Raw genomic sequence first — 16,641 nt, 5'->3', positions numbered from 1 at the left:
AGATTCCCTCCGTGTTTTAACGCTTCTCATCTTAGTTTAATGGATTGGAGTGGTGATATTCAATTAATAGCGCTGCTTTAAACAGTATTGCGTTTTAAATGTGTCAAAAAAAGAAAGCCTATTGAATTGGCTTTCTTCCCTCTTTATTTAGTTTACTGGCTGAATCGCGCTGAACGATCAAATGCGGTATAATAATCCGTTTTGCCGGTTCATCTTTGTGCATTGTTTTTTCAATTAAAGCTTTAGCAGACTGCTCGCCTAATGTATGAATATGAACTTCAACCGTTGTCAGTGCAGGTCGGATAATTTCGGATAAATAAACATTATTAAAACTTACGATGGAGATATCATTTGGAACAGTACGTCCACACTCTTCCAGCATGCTTATCACACCAAAGCTCATGAGATCGTCACTGATAACAAGCCCTGTCGGAGGTTTTTCAAGCGAAAATAAATGTTGTACTGCTTCTCTTCCACCAGATTGTAAAAACTCAGCATGAAACTTATAATGTGGCGAAACAGATATCCCTGCTTCTTTCATCGCATTTTCATAGCCTGCTTCACGGTCGGTTGTCACAAGTAACTCTTTTGATCCGCCAATGAAGGCAATCTTTTCATGACCCAATTCAATCAGCAGTTCCGTGTTTTCCTTACCAGCTGCAAAGTTGTCATTGTCCACATAGGTAATTTCGTTTTCAAATTCGTGCGGTCTTCCTACAATAACGAAAGGGAATTCTTGCTCTTTCAAAAAATGGGTTAAGCGGTCATTTTTGCGGGAGTACAATAAAATTACTCCATCTACATAACTTCCATGGACCATTCGCTGAACTTCATTAAAAATTTCTTCTTCTGTTTCACCTGTAGACAAAACCAGCGAATACTGCACATCATGAATGTACGAACCTATTCCACGGATAATTTCCGGGAAAAATGGGTTTTGTAACGCTTTATTGGCAGACGATGGCATGACTACGCCGATTGTCTTAGTTGATTTCGCCACAAGATTCCGGGCGTTGATATTCGGATGGTACCCAAGACTTTTCATTGCTTTTCGAACGCGTTTTTTTGTTTCCGGACTGATTCTCGGGTTATCTGCAATTACCCGTGATACGGTAGAGGGCGAGACACCTGTTGCTATTGCTACATCTTTAATTGTTACACTCACTTATTCCACCCTCTACTTTACCTGATTTAGAATCTCGTTTGAATTCTATTCTACTAAATGTATGCGTCTTTTGTCACGAACTACTTCACCATTCACTAAAACTTCCTGCCCATCAGATAAACCAAACAGCTTTATATCAATTGTACGGTATGAGGGGATGAAGTCTCCTTCCCGGCTCACCAGATTAACTTGTATAGCATCTTTTTTAGATAGTATTTCCACCTTGAGTTTTATATAAGCACCGTTTTCATAAGCAAAGGTTTCACCGTCATCATCATAATGAGTAAACTCATATCGTTCTCCGTCCGAGCCTGCAAAAACATTCATGGAAACTGTATGTGGAAGTTTATCTGCGTTTGATGTCCATTCCCCCTGCAAAAGCGCTGTTCCTTTTTTTACGAAAATAGGAAGTTCCGAGAGCTCAGCATGAACTAAGTGAACCTGATTTCCTGGATATACTGTTTCATTTGCAAAATCAACCCATTGACCTTCAGGCAGGTAAACTGCTCGATCTGTTGCACCCGGGGCAAGAATAGGTGCTACGATTACATTATCCCCAATCATAAATTGATCGTTCAAGTTATATGTTTTTGTGTCCTTCGGGAATTCCATAAGTAACGGACGCATAATTGGCAAACCTGTTTCACTTGCCTGATAAAATAACGAATATAGCTGAGGCATCCACTCGTAACGCATCTGGATATATTTTTTCATTATTGCTTCATTATCTCGACCAAATTGCCATGGCTCCTGGTAATGTGTTCCAATAGCTGAATGATTTCGGAAGTATGGCGTAAATGCACCCACCTGGGTCCACCGCACCAACAGTTCTGCGTTTGTGTCATGAGCAAATCCACCGACGTCCGGTCCCGTGAACGGGATTCCGGATAATCCTAAGTTCATGCACATAGGTAAAGACATTTGCAGGTGTTCCCAGAAGCTGCGATTATCACCAGTCCACACTGAAGCATACCGTTGAACACCAGCATAACCAGCGCGGGTTAACAAGAATGGACGTTTTCCATTCAGCTTCTCCTTCATGCCTTCATATGTTGCTTTGCCCATCAGCAGTCCATAGACATTATGCAATTCTCGATGAGTAGCTGGGTTACCATCATTACGATGCATTACAGCTACATCCATCGTTTTAGTTTCATTAAATACTGCTGGTTCGTTCATGTCATTCCATATTCCTTCGATGCCCATATCCGTATAATAGGCATGTTTCTCGCCCCACCACTTCCGGACTTTTTCTTCTGTAAAGTCCGGAAATGCACTTTTGCCTGGCCATACATCCCCATAATACATTTCGCCCTCAATATATTTACAAAAATGATCTCCCCGAACTCCTTCTTGATAAGTCCGGTACTCTGAATCTTTCTTTACGCCAGGGTCAACTATTGGAACTATTCGGATACCCATTTCCCGTAAATCAGCAATCATCTTTTCCGGGTTGGGGAATTTCTCCTTATCAAATGTAAAAACACGGTACCCATCCATATAATGTATATCTAAATGAATAACATCCACCGGTATATCACGATCCACAAAATTTTCTGCAAGCGCACGTACCTCAGCTTCGGATCCATAGCTGTACCGCGACTGATGATAACCGAGTGCCCACTTTGGCGGAACAGGCATTCTTCCAGTCAGCTCGGTATACTGCTGCAAAACTGCTTTTGGGGTTGGACCAGCTAAAACATAGTAATCCAACTGGCCGCCTTCTGCCATAAACCCATATGTATCTTCAGAAGTCTTCATATCAAAAACTGTTCGAAATGTATTATCAAAAAACACCCCGTGTGCCCGACCGTTCCGTAGTGTCATGAAATATGGAATCGATTCATATAAGGGATCTGTCTCCGGATTGTGCGGTGCATAAACATCTGTATTCCACATGGTATATTTTTCGCCACGTTTATCCAGAAAGCCTGATTTCTCGCCAAACCCGTAGAAATGATCATCAGTATGCATTACTTTATGGGCAATCACTTCACCAGAAACCATATGACTCAGTCCCCGTTCTCCTTCGTCAAGAATCACTATTCCGTTTTCATCCATAACAGTTACGCGGAATGGTGTTTGATTAATCACAAGCTCCAGTTGACTCGTTTTCAGTATTACCGAATCCGATTCCTTTTTTTCAAAAACCTCTACAGCTGCTGGTGGAGCAATTACAGCCTTTGAATTGTCCAGAACTGGTACCTGCCCGGGATTCATTACAATCCTAACAATGGAAGGCGTGAAGAATTGAATATTAACGTATCCGTGCTCACAATCAAACGCAAAGCTGGATTCATTTTTTTTATAGCTCACTACCGGTCCAATATCGCGGTACCCTGCAGTTTTAGTATTTTTTTCTTTATCTGGATGAATAGCAAAACTAGTATCCTCAAGCATTGGTAAGCCTCCTCGTTTCGTTTCGATAAACACTAAAATTAGTTATCCTTTTGTTGCACCACTGGTTAACCCTGAAATTAAGTATCGTTGCAACAGTAAGAATACTAGTGCAATTGGAATTGCAATTAATATGGATCCAGCAGCAAATCGGGTGAAGTTAGTTGAAAACTGATCATTAATAAAATTATACAACCCAAGCGCTAATGTATAGTTTTCTGGGCTTGTCAGTACAATACGCGGCAATAGGAAGTCCATAAACGGTGCCATGAAATTAAACAGAGCTACTACAGCTAAAATTGGTTTCGCGAGTGGTAAAATAATTGTCCAGAAAATCTTTAAATGTCCTGCACCATCAATTTTTGCTGCTTCATCCAGTTCTTTAGGAATCGTATCCAGGTACCCTTTCACAAGCCATGCATTAAATGGTATTTGACCACCAATATATATCAGCATTAAACCATATAAGGAATCCGTTAATCCAATTGTGTTCAACAGAATATACAATGCGACCATCCCCATTAAAGCTGGGAACATCTGTAATAAAAGGAATAAATATAATCCATACTTACGTCCAAAGAAATTATATCTGGAGAAGGCATAAGCGATAAGTGAAGTAATCACAATCGATAACACGGAGTTAACAACTGCTACGTAAAGACTATTTTTATACCATGTTACATAGTCACTACCCGGATCGGTAAATAACCAGACGTAATGTTCAAGAGTTGGCCTGTCGGGAAACAGATCAGTTACAAGCATATTAGAACCAGGATTTACACTCATCATCACTGCCCAGAATAATGGATAACCAATAATGATAAACATAATTAAGAAGAATAAATAGATGAACGTTACCTCTATTTTGGATTTTGTTTTTGAATTCATAGCCATTAGTAACGTCCCTCCTCTTTAAATGCCGCTGTTTTTCTGAACTGGAAAAATGCAAAGATCGAAATAATCAATCCCATTATAATTGTAATAGCAGCTGCCATATTGTAGTTATTCGTTTCAAAGGTTAGCTTATAAACCCATGAAATTAAAATGTCAGTCCCTCCAGCATTTTGTCCCCGTACCGCTGGACCACCTTCATTAAACAAATAAATAATATTAAAGTTATTAAAGTTACCAGCATACTGCATAATCAAGAGTGGTGCAGTTGCAAACAATACATGCGGCAGCGTTATGAACCGCAGCTTTTGAAAACGGCTTCCTCCATCCACATCAGCCGCTTCATACATATCGGCAGGGACACTTTGCAGTACTCCGGTGAACAACGCGAATACAAATGGGAATCCAAGCCATGTTTGAATCATAATTAGTGCTGTTTTTGCCCAGAAAGGATCCGACATCCAAGGTATCATCATATTGAATTGACTCAATATATCTCGGTTAATCGCCCCAAAGGTTGGGTTAAACAGCGCCGAGAAAATTAATATAGATACGAACGCTGGAACTGCCCACGGTAAAATCAAAACAGTTCGTAACGTGCGTTTGAATTTAATCCGTTTATCATTAACCAGTAATGCTAGAAATAGCCCTAGAACTATTTGAAGTGTTGTAGCAACGATTGTCCATACGATCGTCCATGTAAATACATTTAGAAAGGTATCCTGCCAAATCCCCACATCAAATAGGGCAGCGAAATTGTCAAAACCTACCCAATCTAATAATTTTCGTGGTGGTGAATTATACTGGTTATAATTTGTGAAAGCTAAGCTAATCATGAATAATAATGGCAAAACAACAACGAAGATCAGCATCGTCAGCCCAGGCAGAATCATAAAATAAGGAAATCCACGATCATAAAAGCTTGTCATACCGCTTAAGAAAGATGGTTTAGGTTTTCCTTCTTCCCGTGCGATAGCATCCCGCCGTGCATCCTTTATATTAAATATGTATATTGCTAATCCAAACGTGAGAACAATAACCGAAATCAGTCCTTGAATCAAAAGCTGGATAGAATGATGTTCACGGGGTATCGTACCGAGTGTAAATAATCCCCAGATACCAATATCTATGTAATGCCATGTAGTTACTAAGAAAGATGTCGTAATGATCAGGAACAAAATACCTTTAAGTATTCTTCTGCTGTATATTTGTCCTAATCCAGGAACGATGATAGATAAAAGAGTAGCAATGTTACGGGGCTGACCTAATCCTGTTTTTTGCTTTGACTGACGTTCTGACATTTGTTTAACCCCCTACTAAAATGTATCTTTAAAAGGATATATGGAAGGCAGTGCCTTCCATATATCAGATATGTTTATTTTTTATTCTGTAGTAGCTCCTGAAGCTTCAATTTGATTTTTAATAGTTTTAACTGCTTCTTCCAGTACAGGCTCTACAGGTTCACCTTTTGATATAAACGAAAGTGCATTGTTGATTGGTTCCCATACTTGTTGCATAGCTGGCACACTAGGCATTGGCTCACCGTATGTTGTTTGCTCGGCAAAAGCAGAGTAAATTGGATCTTCTGCAATAACTGAGCTTTCCATAACATCTTTACGTGGTGGAATTTCTCCAGCCATGTCATAATATGTCATTGCATTCTCTTTATTTGTTAAATAAGCCATCAGATCCTGTGACCACTCTGGATTTTCAGAGTAATACGATTGCATATAGGATTTTACTCCCACAAATGACTTTGGAACTTCTCCATTACTTAGTTTAGGTAATGGAGCTGCTGCTAAGTCTTCACCTAACGCATCACTATATTCACGAACCATCCATGGTCCGTTAATTACAGTTGAAACCTTTCCTTCTTTAAATAAACCATTCATAATATCCGGTGTTAAATCTTGTGGAATATAATCTTTCTCAAACCAAGATTGTACCAATTTACCCCCTTCTACTGCTCCTTCATTTGCTAGACCAATATCAGTGATGTCGTAATTTCCGTTTTCATTTGCAAATGCATAAGCGCCATTACCTGAAAAGAATGGATAGACAAAATAGAAATTGGCAGCTTCCATAAGAAATCCGAATTTATCTTCACTTGGCTTTGTATCACTTTCTGCAATGGCCATTAAATCATCCATTGTTGCTGGTGCATCATCTACTAAAGATTTATTATAATACATTGCGTATGTTTCAATAACTGCTGGGTATCCCCAGTAATCCCCATCATATTGTACGGCCTGTAAAGCTGTATCTGTATATCCTGATTTTGTATCACCTAATTCAACTGGTGCAACCAACCCACGAAGTACAAGGTCTCCAATGCGATCATGTGGCTGGAAAATAATATCCGGTCCATTTCCAGCGGGTCCTTCAACGTCCAGTTTTTCCACTTGATCAAGCATATCTATTGGAACTATCTCCACTTCAATTCCCTTTTCTTCTGTATATTTTTCAGTGATTTCTTTAACTGCTTTTTCCTGCTTTTCTTCAGCATTCACCCACAACGTAAGCTTTTCAGGTTTTTCAGGCATCTCCTGTGAAGCCTTATCACCCTCACTGTCAGAACCTTTATCTGTTGATTTCGTCTCTTCCGGCCCACATGCAGCTAGTAAACCTATTAAAAGCAACATTCCTAAAATAGTGCTTAACCATTTCTTCATCTAATTTGACCTCCCAAATGTATTGCTTGCGCATGATTTGTGAAAACGTTTGCACAAGATTTAATATTATTATACACGGTTCCTTGAAAATTTCAACAATTATTTTTATTCTTAAAAACCTTAGTATATAAATCGTATAGCGCTTACATTTATTTTAATAACTGCTATAATGATGGTATACATTATTTGACAAATACATGCTTTCTTTCATTATTACGGACAATAAAATACAAACGTTTGTACAAAGGAGCTGCGAATAAAATGCATAAAGAATCTCTCTATCATCGCCCTATTAATAATTTTGCTTACGCATACAATCAGGAGACTCTCCATATTGTTCTGCAAACAAAAAAGAATGATTTGAAATCCGCCAATCTTATTTATGGTGATCCCTACGAATGGATTGATAAGACGTGGAAAAAGGAATCGCTAGCTATGACTAAATCCGGATCGACTGCCCTTCATGACTTTTGGTTTGCTGAAGTAAAACCGGAATTTAAACGAATGCGGTATGCCTTTCACTGTTCTGATTTAAGTGAATCATGTTTTTACACGGAGAAAGGAATTTTTTCTTTCGTACCTGAAGATATTGCGAACTATTTCTGCTTCCCTTTTATAAATAGCATCGATGTGTTCACTCCCCCTTCCTGGGTAAAAGATACAATCTGGTATCAGATCTTTCCAGAACGGTTTGCAAATGGTGATTCAACCAACGATCCTGCTGGGGCTTTACCGTGGGGGAGTGCTGAGCCAACGCCTGCTAATATGTTTGGAGGAGACTTTCAAGGGGTTATTGATCACCTGGATCACCTCAGGGAACTTGGAGTCAATGGAATCTATTTCACGCCGATATTTAAGGCGAATTCCAACCATAAATACGACACCATTGACTACATGGAGATCGATCCGCAGTTTGGTGACAAAGAAACGTTCCGATTACTAGTAAAAGAATGTCATGCCCGGGGTATTCGTGTCATGCTTGACGCGGTTTTTAATCATAGTGGATATTTTTTCGAGCCATTCCAAGACGTATTGAAAAATCAGGAGAAATCAAAATATAAAGAGTGGTTTCATATATGGGATTTTCCATTAGTCACTGAACCTCGGCCAAATTACGATACGTTTGCTTTCGTCCCTTCGATGCCCAAATTAAATACTGAGCATCCAAAAGTAAAAAAATACCTTTTAGACGTTGCACGTTACTGGACGAAAGAGTTTGATATTGACGGGTGGCGTCTTGACGTCGCAAATGAGGTCGACCATGCATTCTGGCGTGACTTTCGCAGGGTTGTTAAAGAAATTAAACCCGACACATATATATTAGGGGAAATCTGGCATGACTCCATGCCATGGCTTGAAGGTGACCAGTTTGATGCTGTAATGAATTATCCATTTACTAACGCTGTTATCGACTACTTCGGAAAGCATACCATTCAAACTGATACCTTCACTCACATGATAAATGAAGTAAACCATATGTACCCAAAAAACGTTAATGAAGTGTCGTTTAATTTACTGGACAGTCATGATACATCGCGAATCCTGACATTAGCGGAAGGGAACGCTGAGAGGGTTAAACTTATGTACCTGTTTCAGCTTACCTTCACTGGATCACCCTGCATTTATTATGGTGATGAAATCGGAATGGATGGTGGCGAAGATCCGGAATGCCGCGCTTGTATGATATGGGATGAAAAAGAACAGGATAGGGAGCTGTTTCAATATATTCAACGTTTAATACAATTCAGAAAAACCAATCTGTCCCACGCCGGTGAATTTCGCTTTCTGGATAGAGAAGATTCATCCGAACTATTGGTCTATGAAAGAACATCAGCTGATATACGATATATTTTCATCCTGAACAACAGAGATACCGCAGTTGAACTAGATTTAGATCAATGGATCGGTACAGATGATAAATCTGTTACAGACCATAACCTATTAGAAGACTGCACGAGCTCCGTTTCAAGATCAGATAAATTAGCAGCGTATGGTTTCAAAATATTAGAAGTGAGCAGGTAATCAGTACTATGTTACGTGTTGCGAATTTCCGGGTAAAGTCCTAGTAAAGCAAAACAACGGGAGGGAACTGGAAATTGAAAATCTTAAATAATGTACGGTTGTTTAGACCTTTTGAGAGCGAGTCATCGGAGGATATTTTTCATATCGAATTGAATGAGGGGAAAATAAAATCTATTAATAATGGATTAACTTCTGAACAGGGCGCACACGTGGTTGATTGTGAAAGACGTGTTGCTGCTGCAGGGTTTAATGACACACATATGCACTTGCTGCGCTATGGTTTAATGAAGAAGGAACTTGACTTTCGTGAGGTTACATCCTATCAAGAAATGAAGGATCTGATATCCAATCGGTATACCGAAGAAAAAATGGAAGAGAACGAATGGGTTGTCGGACGTGGTCTGATTGACAGCCAGCTAACCGACATTGATTGTCCACTTACCGCTGATGATTTAGATGAACTGGAGTATAACAAGCCGGTTTTCTTTTTACATGATGATGGACATGAATGTGTCGTGAACCATGAGGCAATCAAAATCCTCAAACAGGAACCTAATCTTTTAAAAAATCACGAGACCTTCATAGAAATGGACGATAACGGGAATTGGACCGGTCGCTTTAAGGATACTGCTGTACACTTCATCAAATTTAATTTTCGTCAAAAAGATGAATCTGAAATTTATGAGGCTGTTCGAGATGCAGTACCACACTTAAACAAAAGCGGAATTACTTCGGCTCATACGGATGATTTAAATTTTGTTGGTAACTATGATCGACTCTGGCAGACGTATCTTGATCTGGAAAAAGATGGACATTTAAGCCTTGACGTTCATCTCCATCATTATATTTTTAATAATGATGATCTGAAGAACTTGCTTCGTACCAACGACAAACGAACGGGTGACGGTAGTGAACGTGTTAAAGTAGGTTCAGTTAAAATCTTTTTGGATGGCACACAACGGCTGCATACTTCCGCATTAAGACAGGCTTATCATGATAAACCCGAGACGAGCGGTAACCTGATTTATAAGCAGGAAGAACTGAATGAAATGGTTAAAACTGCGCATGACAATGGGATGCAGGTGGCCATGCACGCAATTGGTGATCGAGCAGTGGAAGAGGCATTAAATGCACTTGAAAAAGTCGATACGAAAAGTCTGAGACACCGCATTATTCATGCACAGGTACTTGCTCCAGACTTATTGGAAAGACTTCAGGAAGTGAAGCCATATATTGAAACACAACCTGGATTTATGATGGATGAACACTCGCAAACCGTAAAATGGGTTGGTGAGGATCAGGAAAAGTACTGTAATCCATGGAACACAGTAGATAGAATGGAAATACCATTTACGCTTAGTTCGGATACGCCAATCGGCCCATTGTCTCCGTTAACAGGGATTTTCGCAGCCGTTAACCGAACAGATACAGGTGGTAATCCTGAAGGTGGCTGGATACCAAATGAAAAGCTGTCGATCGACCGAAGTTTCCAAGGGTATTCACAAAGCGGCGCGGAGCTTGAATTCCGCGAGAATGAAAAAGGAAGAATCGAACCTGGTCAACAGGCAGACCTTGTATTGCTTTCCGAACATCCTAAAGAAATCAAATCAAGCGATTTAAACAATATCGAAGTTATCGAGACCTGGAGTAAAGGTGAACGAGTTTTCCACAAAAGGTAACAGTTGCATGCTGACTCTGCTGAAGGGTCAGCATTTTTAAACGAAAATGTTTAGAAAAACTTGCCTTATCGCCAAACCTTAGTTGCACTTATGCAGTAAGAAAGGATTTATACTTTCTTATCTGCTAAAATGAAAACGGGAGTTCCGGCTGAAGGAGGAATTAGATTGCAAAAGGTTTTAATGAATGTTCAAACCGCTTACCATGGCGAAATCCTGCGTGCAGGAAAAATATACGAAATTGATGATGACATTGCTAAACGATGGATAGCCAGTAAGATAGCAGCCAAAGTGGAAGAAGAAACAGATTCAGAGAAATAGATTTTTTTATCATTATACATTGAAAAAACCTCGATGGCACTAGACATGCCATCGAGGTTTTTAGTTATATCTGCTTATTTCCAATTTTGATTATATGTTTCTACACTGCAAACAATAAACAGCTTTGCATCGTCTGGGATGTTTTCATCCAATCGTTTATTAATGTTCATTTCATTCCGGTCTGCCAATAATGTGGCACCTTTTTCAAGCAGTGCCATAAAAGCATCTCTGTACGTGTTCCAACCCGGATCCGGATTGATTTGATAAATGTTTTCGCCTTCAACATCACTTGTTAATTTAGTATAGATCGTGCTCGATCCATGATAACGTGAAGCTTTTGCCATGATTCTGGAGAACGTTTCGTCTGAGATTACAAACTCATCTACTTTCGAGTGCTTAAAGTTATCAATATGTTTTTCTTTCTGAATTTCAACTATCGTATAGATAATCGTGTCTAATTCAATGGCAAGTTTTTCGATAGAAGATGTGATTAATAGACTTTTACCATCGGCTAAAGAGGAGTCCGCTATTCGGTCGTCTGAAAAGATAAGTACCGACGAAGCTTTCGCAACGTTTGCATCAATTAATGTCTCTCGATCTTCCGCATGTCCCTGAATAAAGGTTACGTGTTCATGCCTGTATGGTGTTTCCGGCATATCTGCAATAATGACTATGTGTTTTAGATCCTCATCATTTAATAGCTCTTCCAATGTATTTCTCGTTCGATCACTCCATCCAACTAATACATAATGACCGTCTTTAGTAAATGGCAATTTCCCTTCCTCCTTTAATATCCGGTACAACGAAAATAAATTTACGATTTTACCTATTACTACACCCATGAGACCTATTCCTACGATATACAATGCAATCGCGAAAATTTTCCCTTCCACTGTCACAGGTGATACGTCGCCATACCCTACTGTCGTAACGGTTGTCATGACCCACCAGAATCCTTCAAAGGCATTCGGGAATGTCTCCGGTTCAATAAAGTGGATAGAATAGGAACTAATTACTAGCATAGCAATAACGATTGCAAATATTTTAATGTTTCCAGCTTGGTTAAGCTTTGGATATACTCTGGTCAGAAACCATATCATATGTACCTGCTCCTTACATTTATACTTCTAGTTGTAGTGTATCGTATTTTCCTGTGTTTGTAACATTTTTTCTAAACAAATAAAATAGGGTGTTCTTTATAAAATAGTTGTATAAGAGAGCAATTTGTTGTAGATTACACAAAATCTCTAAACTGAAAAAGTTACATGAAGTACTAATGAAGAAAATCTGCGATCGCATCATCGAATTCACTTCGCTTTCCGTGGGCACGGCTTCAGCTTCCTTGCCCCGGCAAGGGGTATGTCAACGTTGTCCGCAAAGGACGGGTTTAGTTGGCCATCATTATTTACTCTGCGGGGCCTTCAGACTCGCGCTGTTCCCGCAGGAGTCACCGCCCTCCGCTCAGCAGCCGCCCTAAGGTGCGCGACTGCCAGCAGCGGAAATCTCGTTGCTGTTACGTTGCAGTTTACATCAAATACGACAAAATTAACTAGCATCATGGTTTAGAAATAGGCATTTTTCAAGTCTACGAGAAATACAGTTTTTTGCACTCATTTTTTTATGTGCAATAGTTGATGAATAAAAAAACCAGACACGTGTTAACGCATCTGGTTCATTTTTACTTATCTGCATCCAATTCGAAATCTTCCTTGCACCATTCCTTGAAAATTTCGTAGTCGTCATGGACCTGATTTTTATAAAAGATCGATGCAGCAGTTAGCTGCGAAAGGAATCCTTCATATTCATTTCCAATTGCTTTTATTATTTCTTCCTCACTCTCATGGTCAAACTGCATTTCATCTGCACGCGCATGAGCTTTTGCTGTTACCTTGCCCATCACCTCAACAGTCGAAAGGATGCTTTGTTTATCATTCAGTTCATTTGGATCAACTTCATCTTCAAACGGCGAATTCTCACGAACATAAAAATCATGCGCACCTAAGGAGAAGTACCCAAGATACGGGTCTTCTAAATACTGCATTGCTTTCTGTGCAGTAATTACACGTTTTCCCTGATGCGTGAAGTCATCTGAAAAAAATTCATCATATGGGAAGAAATGATTTGGTGCCGGTGTACGCGCCTCTTTTGCCTCAAGAACCAAGTCTCCGTCATCACCATCTGCATGACCATCGATCAGTATATAATAACGCAATAGACCAATCGAACCAGTACCTGCTCCCAACTTTTTAACGACATCTTTAATCGCGTAAAAACCATCCCGCTGCTTGTTTGATGGATCGATTGATGCAATATAATCCGGCCATGCATCTTCAAGCTCCTTCTGCTCATTTTCAGTAAGATGCATTAAGTCATCTGTTTCCTGGAATCTACGCTCACCACTATCTACTGTCGTAACTGCCTCCAGTACTGCATTTGCCTGCCGCTCCGGTAAGCCTGTTAGCAACGTATGAACCGGCCCTTTGGTATTCTGTTTTTCAAAAGTTAAATCTACTGGTATCTCCGCGCGATCGACGAACGACTGTAACTGTTTATAGTATGCATTCACATACTCATGGATCAGTTTTATTTGATCGTCTTCAGAATAACCCAATTCCTCGCTGTACAATGCAATACTGACAGCCATCCGGTACACATCATACAGATACGAGCCAAGATATCCCTCGTCGAAATCATTTGCGTTGTATACCATTTTACCTTCTTTATTTTTAAAAGCCCCAAAATTTTCAAAGTGCAAATCACCCTGTAGCCAAGTGGGTTTTTCACTAGGTGTATGATAAGCAAACGGTAAAAGTGTTGCATCATAATAAAATAAAAATGCACTGCCACGGTAAAACTGAAATGGATTGGCAAGCATTTTACTGTATTTTTTTTGCTGGTCTTCATAATTCAATCCAACTAATTCTTTATCAAACTGCATCAGAGCAGTCTTTACTGTTTCTTTCCGCAGATTTTTTCGTGTTACTACTATATGTTCCATCATTTGATTTCCCATAATAATTCCTCCGTTTCTCCTAAGCACAACTCCTATCCTACATGTGATTGCCGAACTTTTCAGGTCATAGGATTATAAAATAAAAAGAGATTCTCCTATGGAAGAATCTCTAAACTCCTTGAGTAATTAATTATCATGCAGATTTGTCTTTGAAATTTTCTTATCTAAATCTTCATATCGATAGTAATCTATAGCTTCATATAACTCTTCACGGGTTTGCATATTTTCCAGGAAATCCTTTTGGGTGCCTTTTTCCTGAATTTCGGTAAACACTTTTTCATATGCTTTTGCAGCTACACGCAAGGAGGTTACTGGATAAATCACCATACTATAACCATAACTTTCAAATTCTTCCGCATTGTAATATGGTGTTTTACCGAATTCGGTCATATTTGCGAGCAGTGGAACGCTAATATTATTCCTGAACTGTTCAAATTCTTCTTTTTTTGTCAACGCCTCTGAAAATATCACGTCTGCTCCAGCTTTAGCATAATCATTTGCTCTCTTGAGTGCGCTTTCGATTCCTTCGACACCTACTGCATCTGTTCTAGCAATAACGATTAACGTTGGTGCGACCTCTTTGATGGCTTTAATTTTTTGCACCATTTCATCATTTGGAACTAATTTTTTCCCATTTAAGTGACCACATTTTTTAGGCAATTCCTGATCTTCAATCTGAACAGCAGCAACATTAACTTCGACCATCTCTTTCGCTGTTTTAATTGTATTTAAAACACCACCATAGCCTGTGTCGATATCTACTAGGAGTGGTAAATTTGTGGCACGAATAATTTCCTTTGCTCGCAAAGCAATTTCTTCTGAATTTACTATTCCCAAATCAGGCAGACCTTTGCTGGCTGTATAGGCTGCACCAGATAAGTATAAAGCACTAAATCCTGCTTGCTTCGCAATTAATGCTGCCATTCCATCGTGAACCCCTGGTACTTTTAAGATAGACTTCTCGTTGACCATCCTCAAAAAGTCAGTGGCTAGCTCTTTTTGCGTGGAATGTTCTTGCGTTAACCAACTCATTACATCCCTCCTTTTTAAATAATAAACCTGCTCATAAAATCATCAGCACTCATACTCTTTAAGCCAGAATAGTCTTGACATAGAGCATAAATTTCGGTTGCCTGTTTTTCTGGAAATCTGGTTTCAAGATTTGCTTTAAATTTTGTTAAGAGTTTTGGAATTCCTTCTTCTCGACGAAAGCGGTGCCCTAAAGGATATTCCCGTACTATTTTTTCAGTAGTGGTGCCGTTGCGCAAGAATACCTGGACAGCATTTGCAATGGAACGCTTTTCAGGGTCCAAGTAATCAGCGGTGAATTGTTTATCTTCAACTACTTCCATTTTAGTACGAAGCTGATCTACAAGTGGATTGTTTGCTGTTTCTTCCTCATAATGGTCTGCTGTAATGGTTCCGAAGAGTAATCCTATAGCTGTTATGTATTGCAGACAATGGTCACGATCTGCTGGGTTAAATAATGGCCCAGTCTTATCGATGATTCGAATTGCGGATTCATGAGTAGTAATGACAATCCTGTCAATAGCTTCGATACGATTTAAAAGTTCAGGGTGCAGATCCACAGCACATTCTGCAGCTGTTTGGGCATGAAATTCTGCTGGATAAGATATCTTAAACAGAATATTTTCCATTACATAGGAACCTAAAGGCTGGCTTACTGTTAGCTTTTCCCCGCCAAATAAAACATCTTCAAATCCCCAGCCTTTTGCAGACAAAGCTGTTCTATAACCCATTTCACCATTTACTGCCATTAATGCCAGACGCACGCCTCGACTTGTGGCATCACCCGCTGCCCAGGACTTTCTGGAACCAGCGTTTGGAAAATGACGATAGGTACGTAGGCTGGAGTTATCAATCCATGCATTGGAAACTGCATTAATAATTTCATCTTTTGTACCGCCTAACATTTCTGTTACCACAGCAGCTGTAGCCACTTTGACAAAGAGAACGTGATCTAGACCCTTTCGATTCAAGCTATTTTCAAGTGCCAAAACCCCTTGAATTTCATGGGCTTTAACCGTAGCAATTAACACATCTTCCATCTTTAGAGGGGCCTTACCTTTAGCGGTATTATTCCGACTAACATAATCAGCAACTGCTAATATTCCTCCCAGATTATCAGATGGATGACCCCATTCAGCTGCTAGCCACGTATCATTATAATCTAGCCATCTTATCATCGTCCCAATATTAAATGCCGCAAGAACTGGATCTAGTTCGAATTGTGTACCAGGAACTCTGCTTCCATTCGGAACGAGCGTACCAGGTACCACAGGGCCAAGATGTTTCGTGCAGGCAGGATAACGTAATGCCAGAAAACCACATCCCAATGTGTCCATTAAAACGTAGGAAGCAGTCTTCACTGCATCATCATTATCAATTTTTCCATCTTTAACATAGTCAGCTATTTCTACTAATAATCTGTCAGTTTCAAATTTACTATTCTCCAATATAATT

General features: G+C 39.6%; 12 protein-coding genes. 3 read left to right on the top strand and 9 right to left on the bottom strand.

Annotated features, from left to right (window positions below; translation table 11 throughout):
• Window positions 1–118 precede the first annotated feature (118 nt).
• The 5 genes from VBD025_RS07500 to VBD025_RS07480 form a co-directional block, all read right to left on the bottom strand.
• Window positions 119–1,165 (bottom strand): LacI family DNA-binding transcriptional regulator, encoded by a 1,047-nt coding sequence (locus VBD025_RS07500; RefSeq protein ID WP_430790829.1) that lies wholly within the window; start codon window positions 1,163–1,165, stop codon window positions 119–121.
• A gap of 45 nt (window positions 1,166–1,210) precedes the next feature.
• Entirely contained in the window at window positions 1,211–3,565 is a 2,355-nt protein-coding gene (locus tag VBD025_RS07495) for a glycoside hydrolase family 31 protein (RefSeq protein WP_430790827.1), read from the bottom strand.
• Between the two features lie 42 nt (window positions 3,566–3,607).
• On the bottom strand, window positions 3,608–4,450 hold the full coding sequence (locus tag VBD025_RS07490; RefSeq protein WP_430791310.1) for a sugar ABC transporter permease: 843 nt from the start codon (window positions 4,448–4,450) through the stop codon (window positions 3,608–3,610).
• A 5-nt stretch (window positions 4,451–4,455) separates the two neighbouring features.
• Window positions 4,456–5,754 (bottom strand): carbohydrate ABC transporter permease, encoded by a 1,299-nt coding sequence (locus VBD025_RS07485; RefSeq protein WP_430790825.1) that lies wholly within the window; start codon window positions 5,752–5,754, stop codon window positions 4,456–4,458.
• Window positions 5,755–5,835: 81 nt separating this feature from the next.
• Window positions 5,836–7,125, bottom strand: coding sequence for an extracellular solute-binding protein (locus tag VBD025_RS07480; RefSeq protein WP_430790823.1), 1,290 nt, complete (start codon window positions 7,123–7,125; stop codon window positions 5,836–5,838).
• A 261-nt stretch (window positions 7,126–7,386) separates the two neighbouring features.
• Here VBD025_RS07480 and VBD025_RS07475 point away from each other — a divergent pair, with 261 nt between their 5' ends.
• The 3 genes from VBD025_RS07475 to VBD025_RS07465 all read left to right on the top strand — a co-directional run bounded on the left by VBD025_RS07475 (window position 7,387) and on the right by VBD025_RS07465 (window position 11,144).
• Window positions 7,387–9,147, top strand: a complete 1,761-nt coding sequence (locus VBD025_RS07475) for an alpha-glycosidase (RefSeq protein ID WP_430790821.1) — start codon at window positions 7,387–7,389, stop codon at window positions 9,145–9,147.
• 74 nt (window positions 9,148–9,221) lie between these two features.
• Window positions 9,222–10,826 (top strand): amidohydrolase family protein, encoded by a 1,605-nt coding sequence (locus VBD025_RS07470; protein ID WP_430790819.1) that lies wholly within the window; start codon window positions 9,222–9,224, stop codon window positions 10,824–10,826.
• A 165-nt stretch (window positions 10,827–10,991) separates the two neighbouring features.
• On the top strand, window positions 10,992–11,144 hold the full coding sequence (locus VBD025_RS07465) for a hypothetical protein (protein ID WP_430790818.1): 153 nt from the start codon (window positions 10,992–10,994) through the stop codon (window positions 11,142–11,144).
• A gap of 74 nt (window positions 11,145–11,218) precedes the next feature.
• Here the strand turns inward: VBD025_RS07465 and VBD025_RS07460 are convergent, their stop codons facing one another.
• The 4 genes from VBD025_RS07460 to VBD025_RS07445 all read right to left on the bottom strand — a co-directional run bounded on the left by VBD025_RS07460 (window position 11,219) and on the right by VBD025_RS07445 (window position 16,640).
• Window positions 11,219–12,244 carry a potassium channel family protein gene (locus VBD025_RS07460; protein WP_430790816.1) on the bottom strand — a complete coding sequence of 342 codons (1,026 nt, stop codon included), beginning with the start codon at window positions 12,242–12,244 and terminating at the stop codon, window positions 11,219–11,221.
• A gap of 578 nt (window positions 12,245–12,822) precedes the next feature.
• Window positions 12,823–14,157 carry a DUF2252 domain-containing protein gene (locus tag VBD025_RS07455; RefSeq protein ID WP_430790814.1) on the bottom strand — a complete coding sequence of 445 codons (1,335 nt, stop codon included), beginning with the start codon at window positions 14,155–14,157 and terminating at the stop codon, window positions 12,823–12,825.
• 126 nt (window positions 14,158–14,283) lie between these two features.
• Window positions 14,284–15,189 carry a methylisocitrate lyase gene (prpB, locus tag VBD025_RS07450; protein WP_430790812.1) on the bottom strand — a complete coding sequence of 302 codons (906 nt, stop codon included), beginning with the start codon at window positions 15,187–15,189 and terminating at the stop codon, window positions 14,284–14,286.
• Between the two features lie 14 nt (window positions 15,190–15,203).
• The gene (locus VBD025_RS07445; RefSeq protein ID WP_430791308.1) at window positions 15,204–16,640 is read right to left on the bottom strand and encodes a bifunctional 2-methylcitrate dehydratase/aconitate hydratase; all 1,437 of its coding nucleotides are present in this window, start codon (window positions 16,638–16,640) and stop codon (window positions 15,204–15,206) included.
• Window position 16,641: the final 1 nt, after the last annotated feature.

Origin of the sequence: Virgibacillus flavescens, from assembly GCF_050574275.1 — a bacterium.
Taxonomy (GTDB): Bacteria; Bacillota; Bacilli; order Bacillales; family Amphibacillaceae; genus Virgibacillus_F; species Virgibacillus_F flavescens.
Note: the sequence above shows the minus strand (reverse complement) of the source record. Positions and strands in the feature narration are given on the sequence as shown.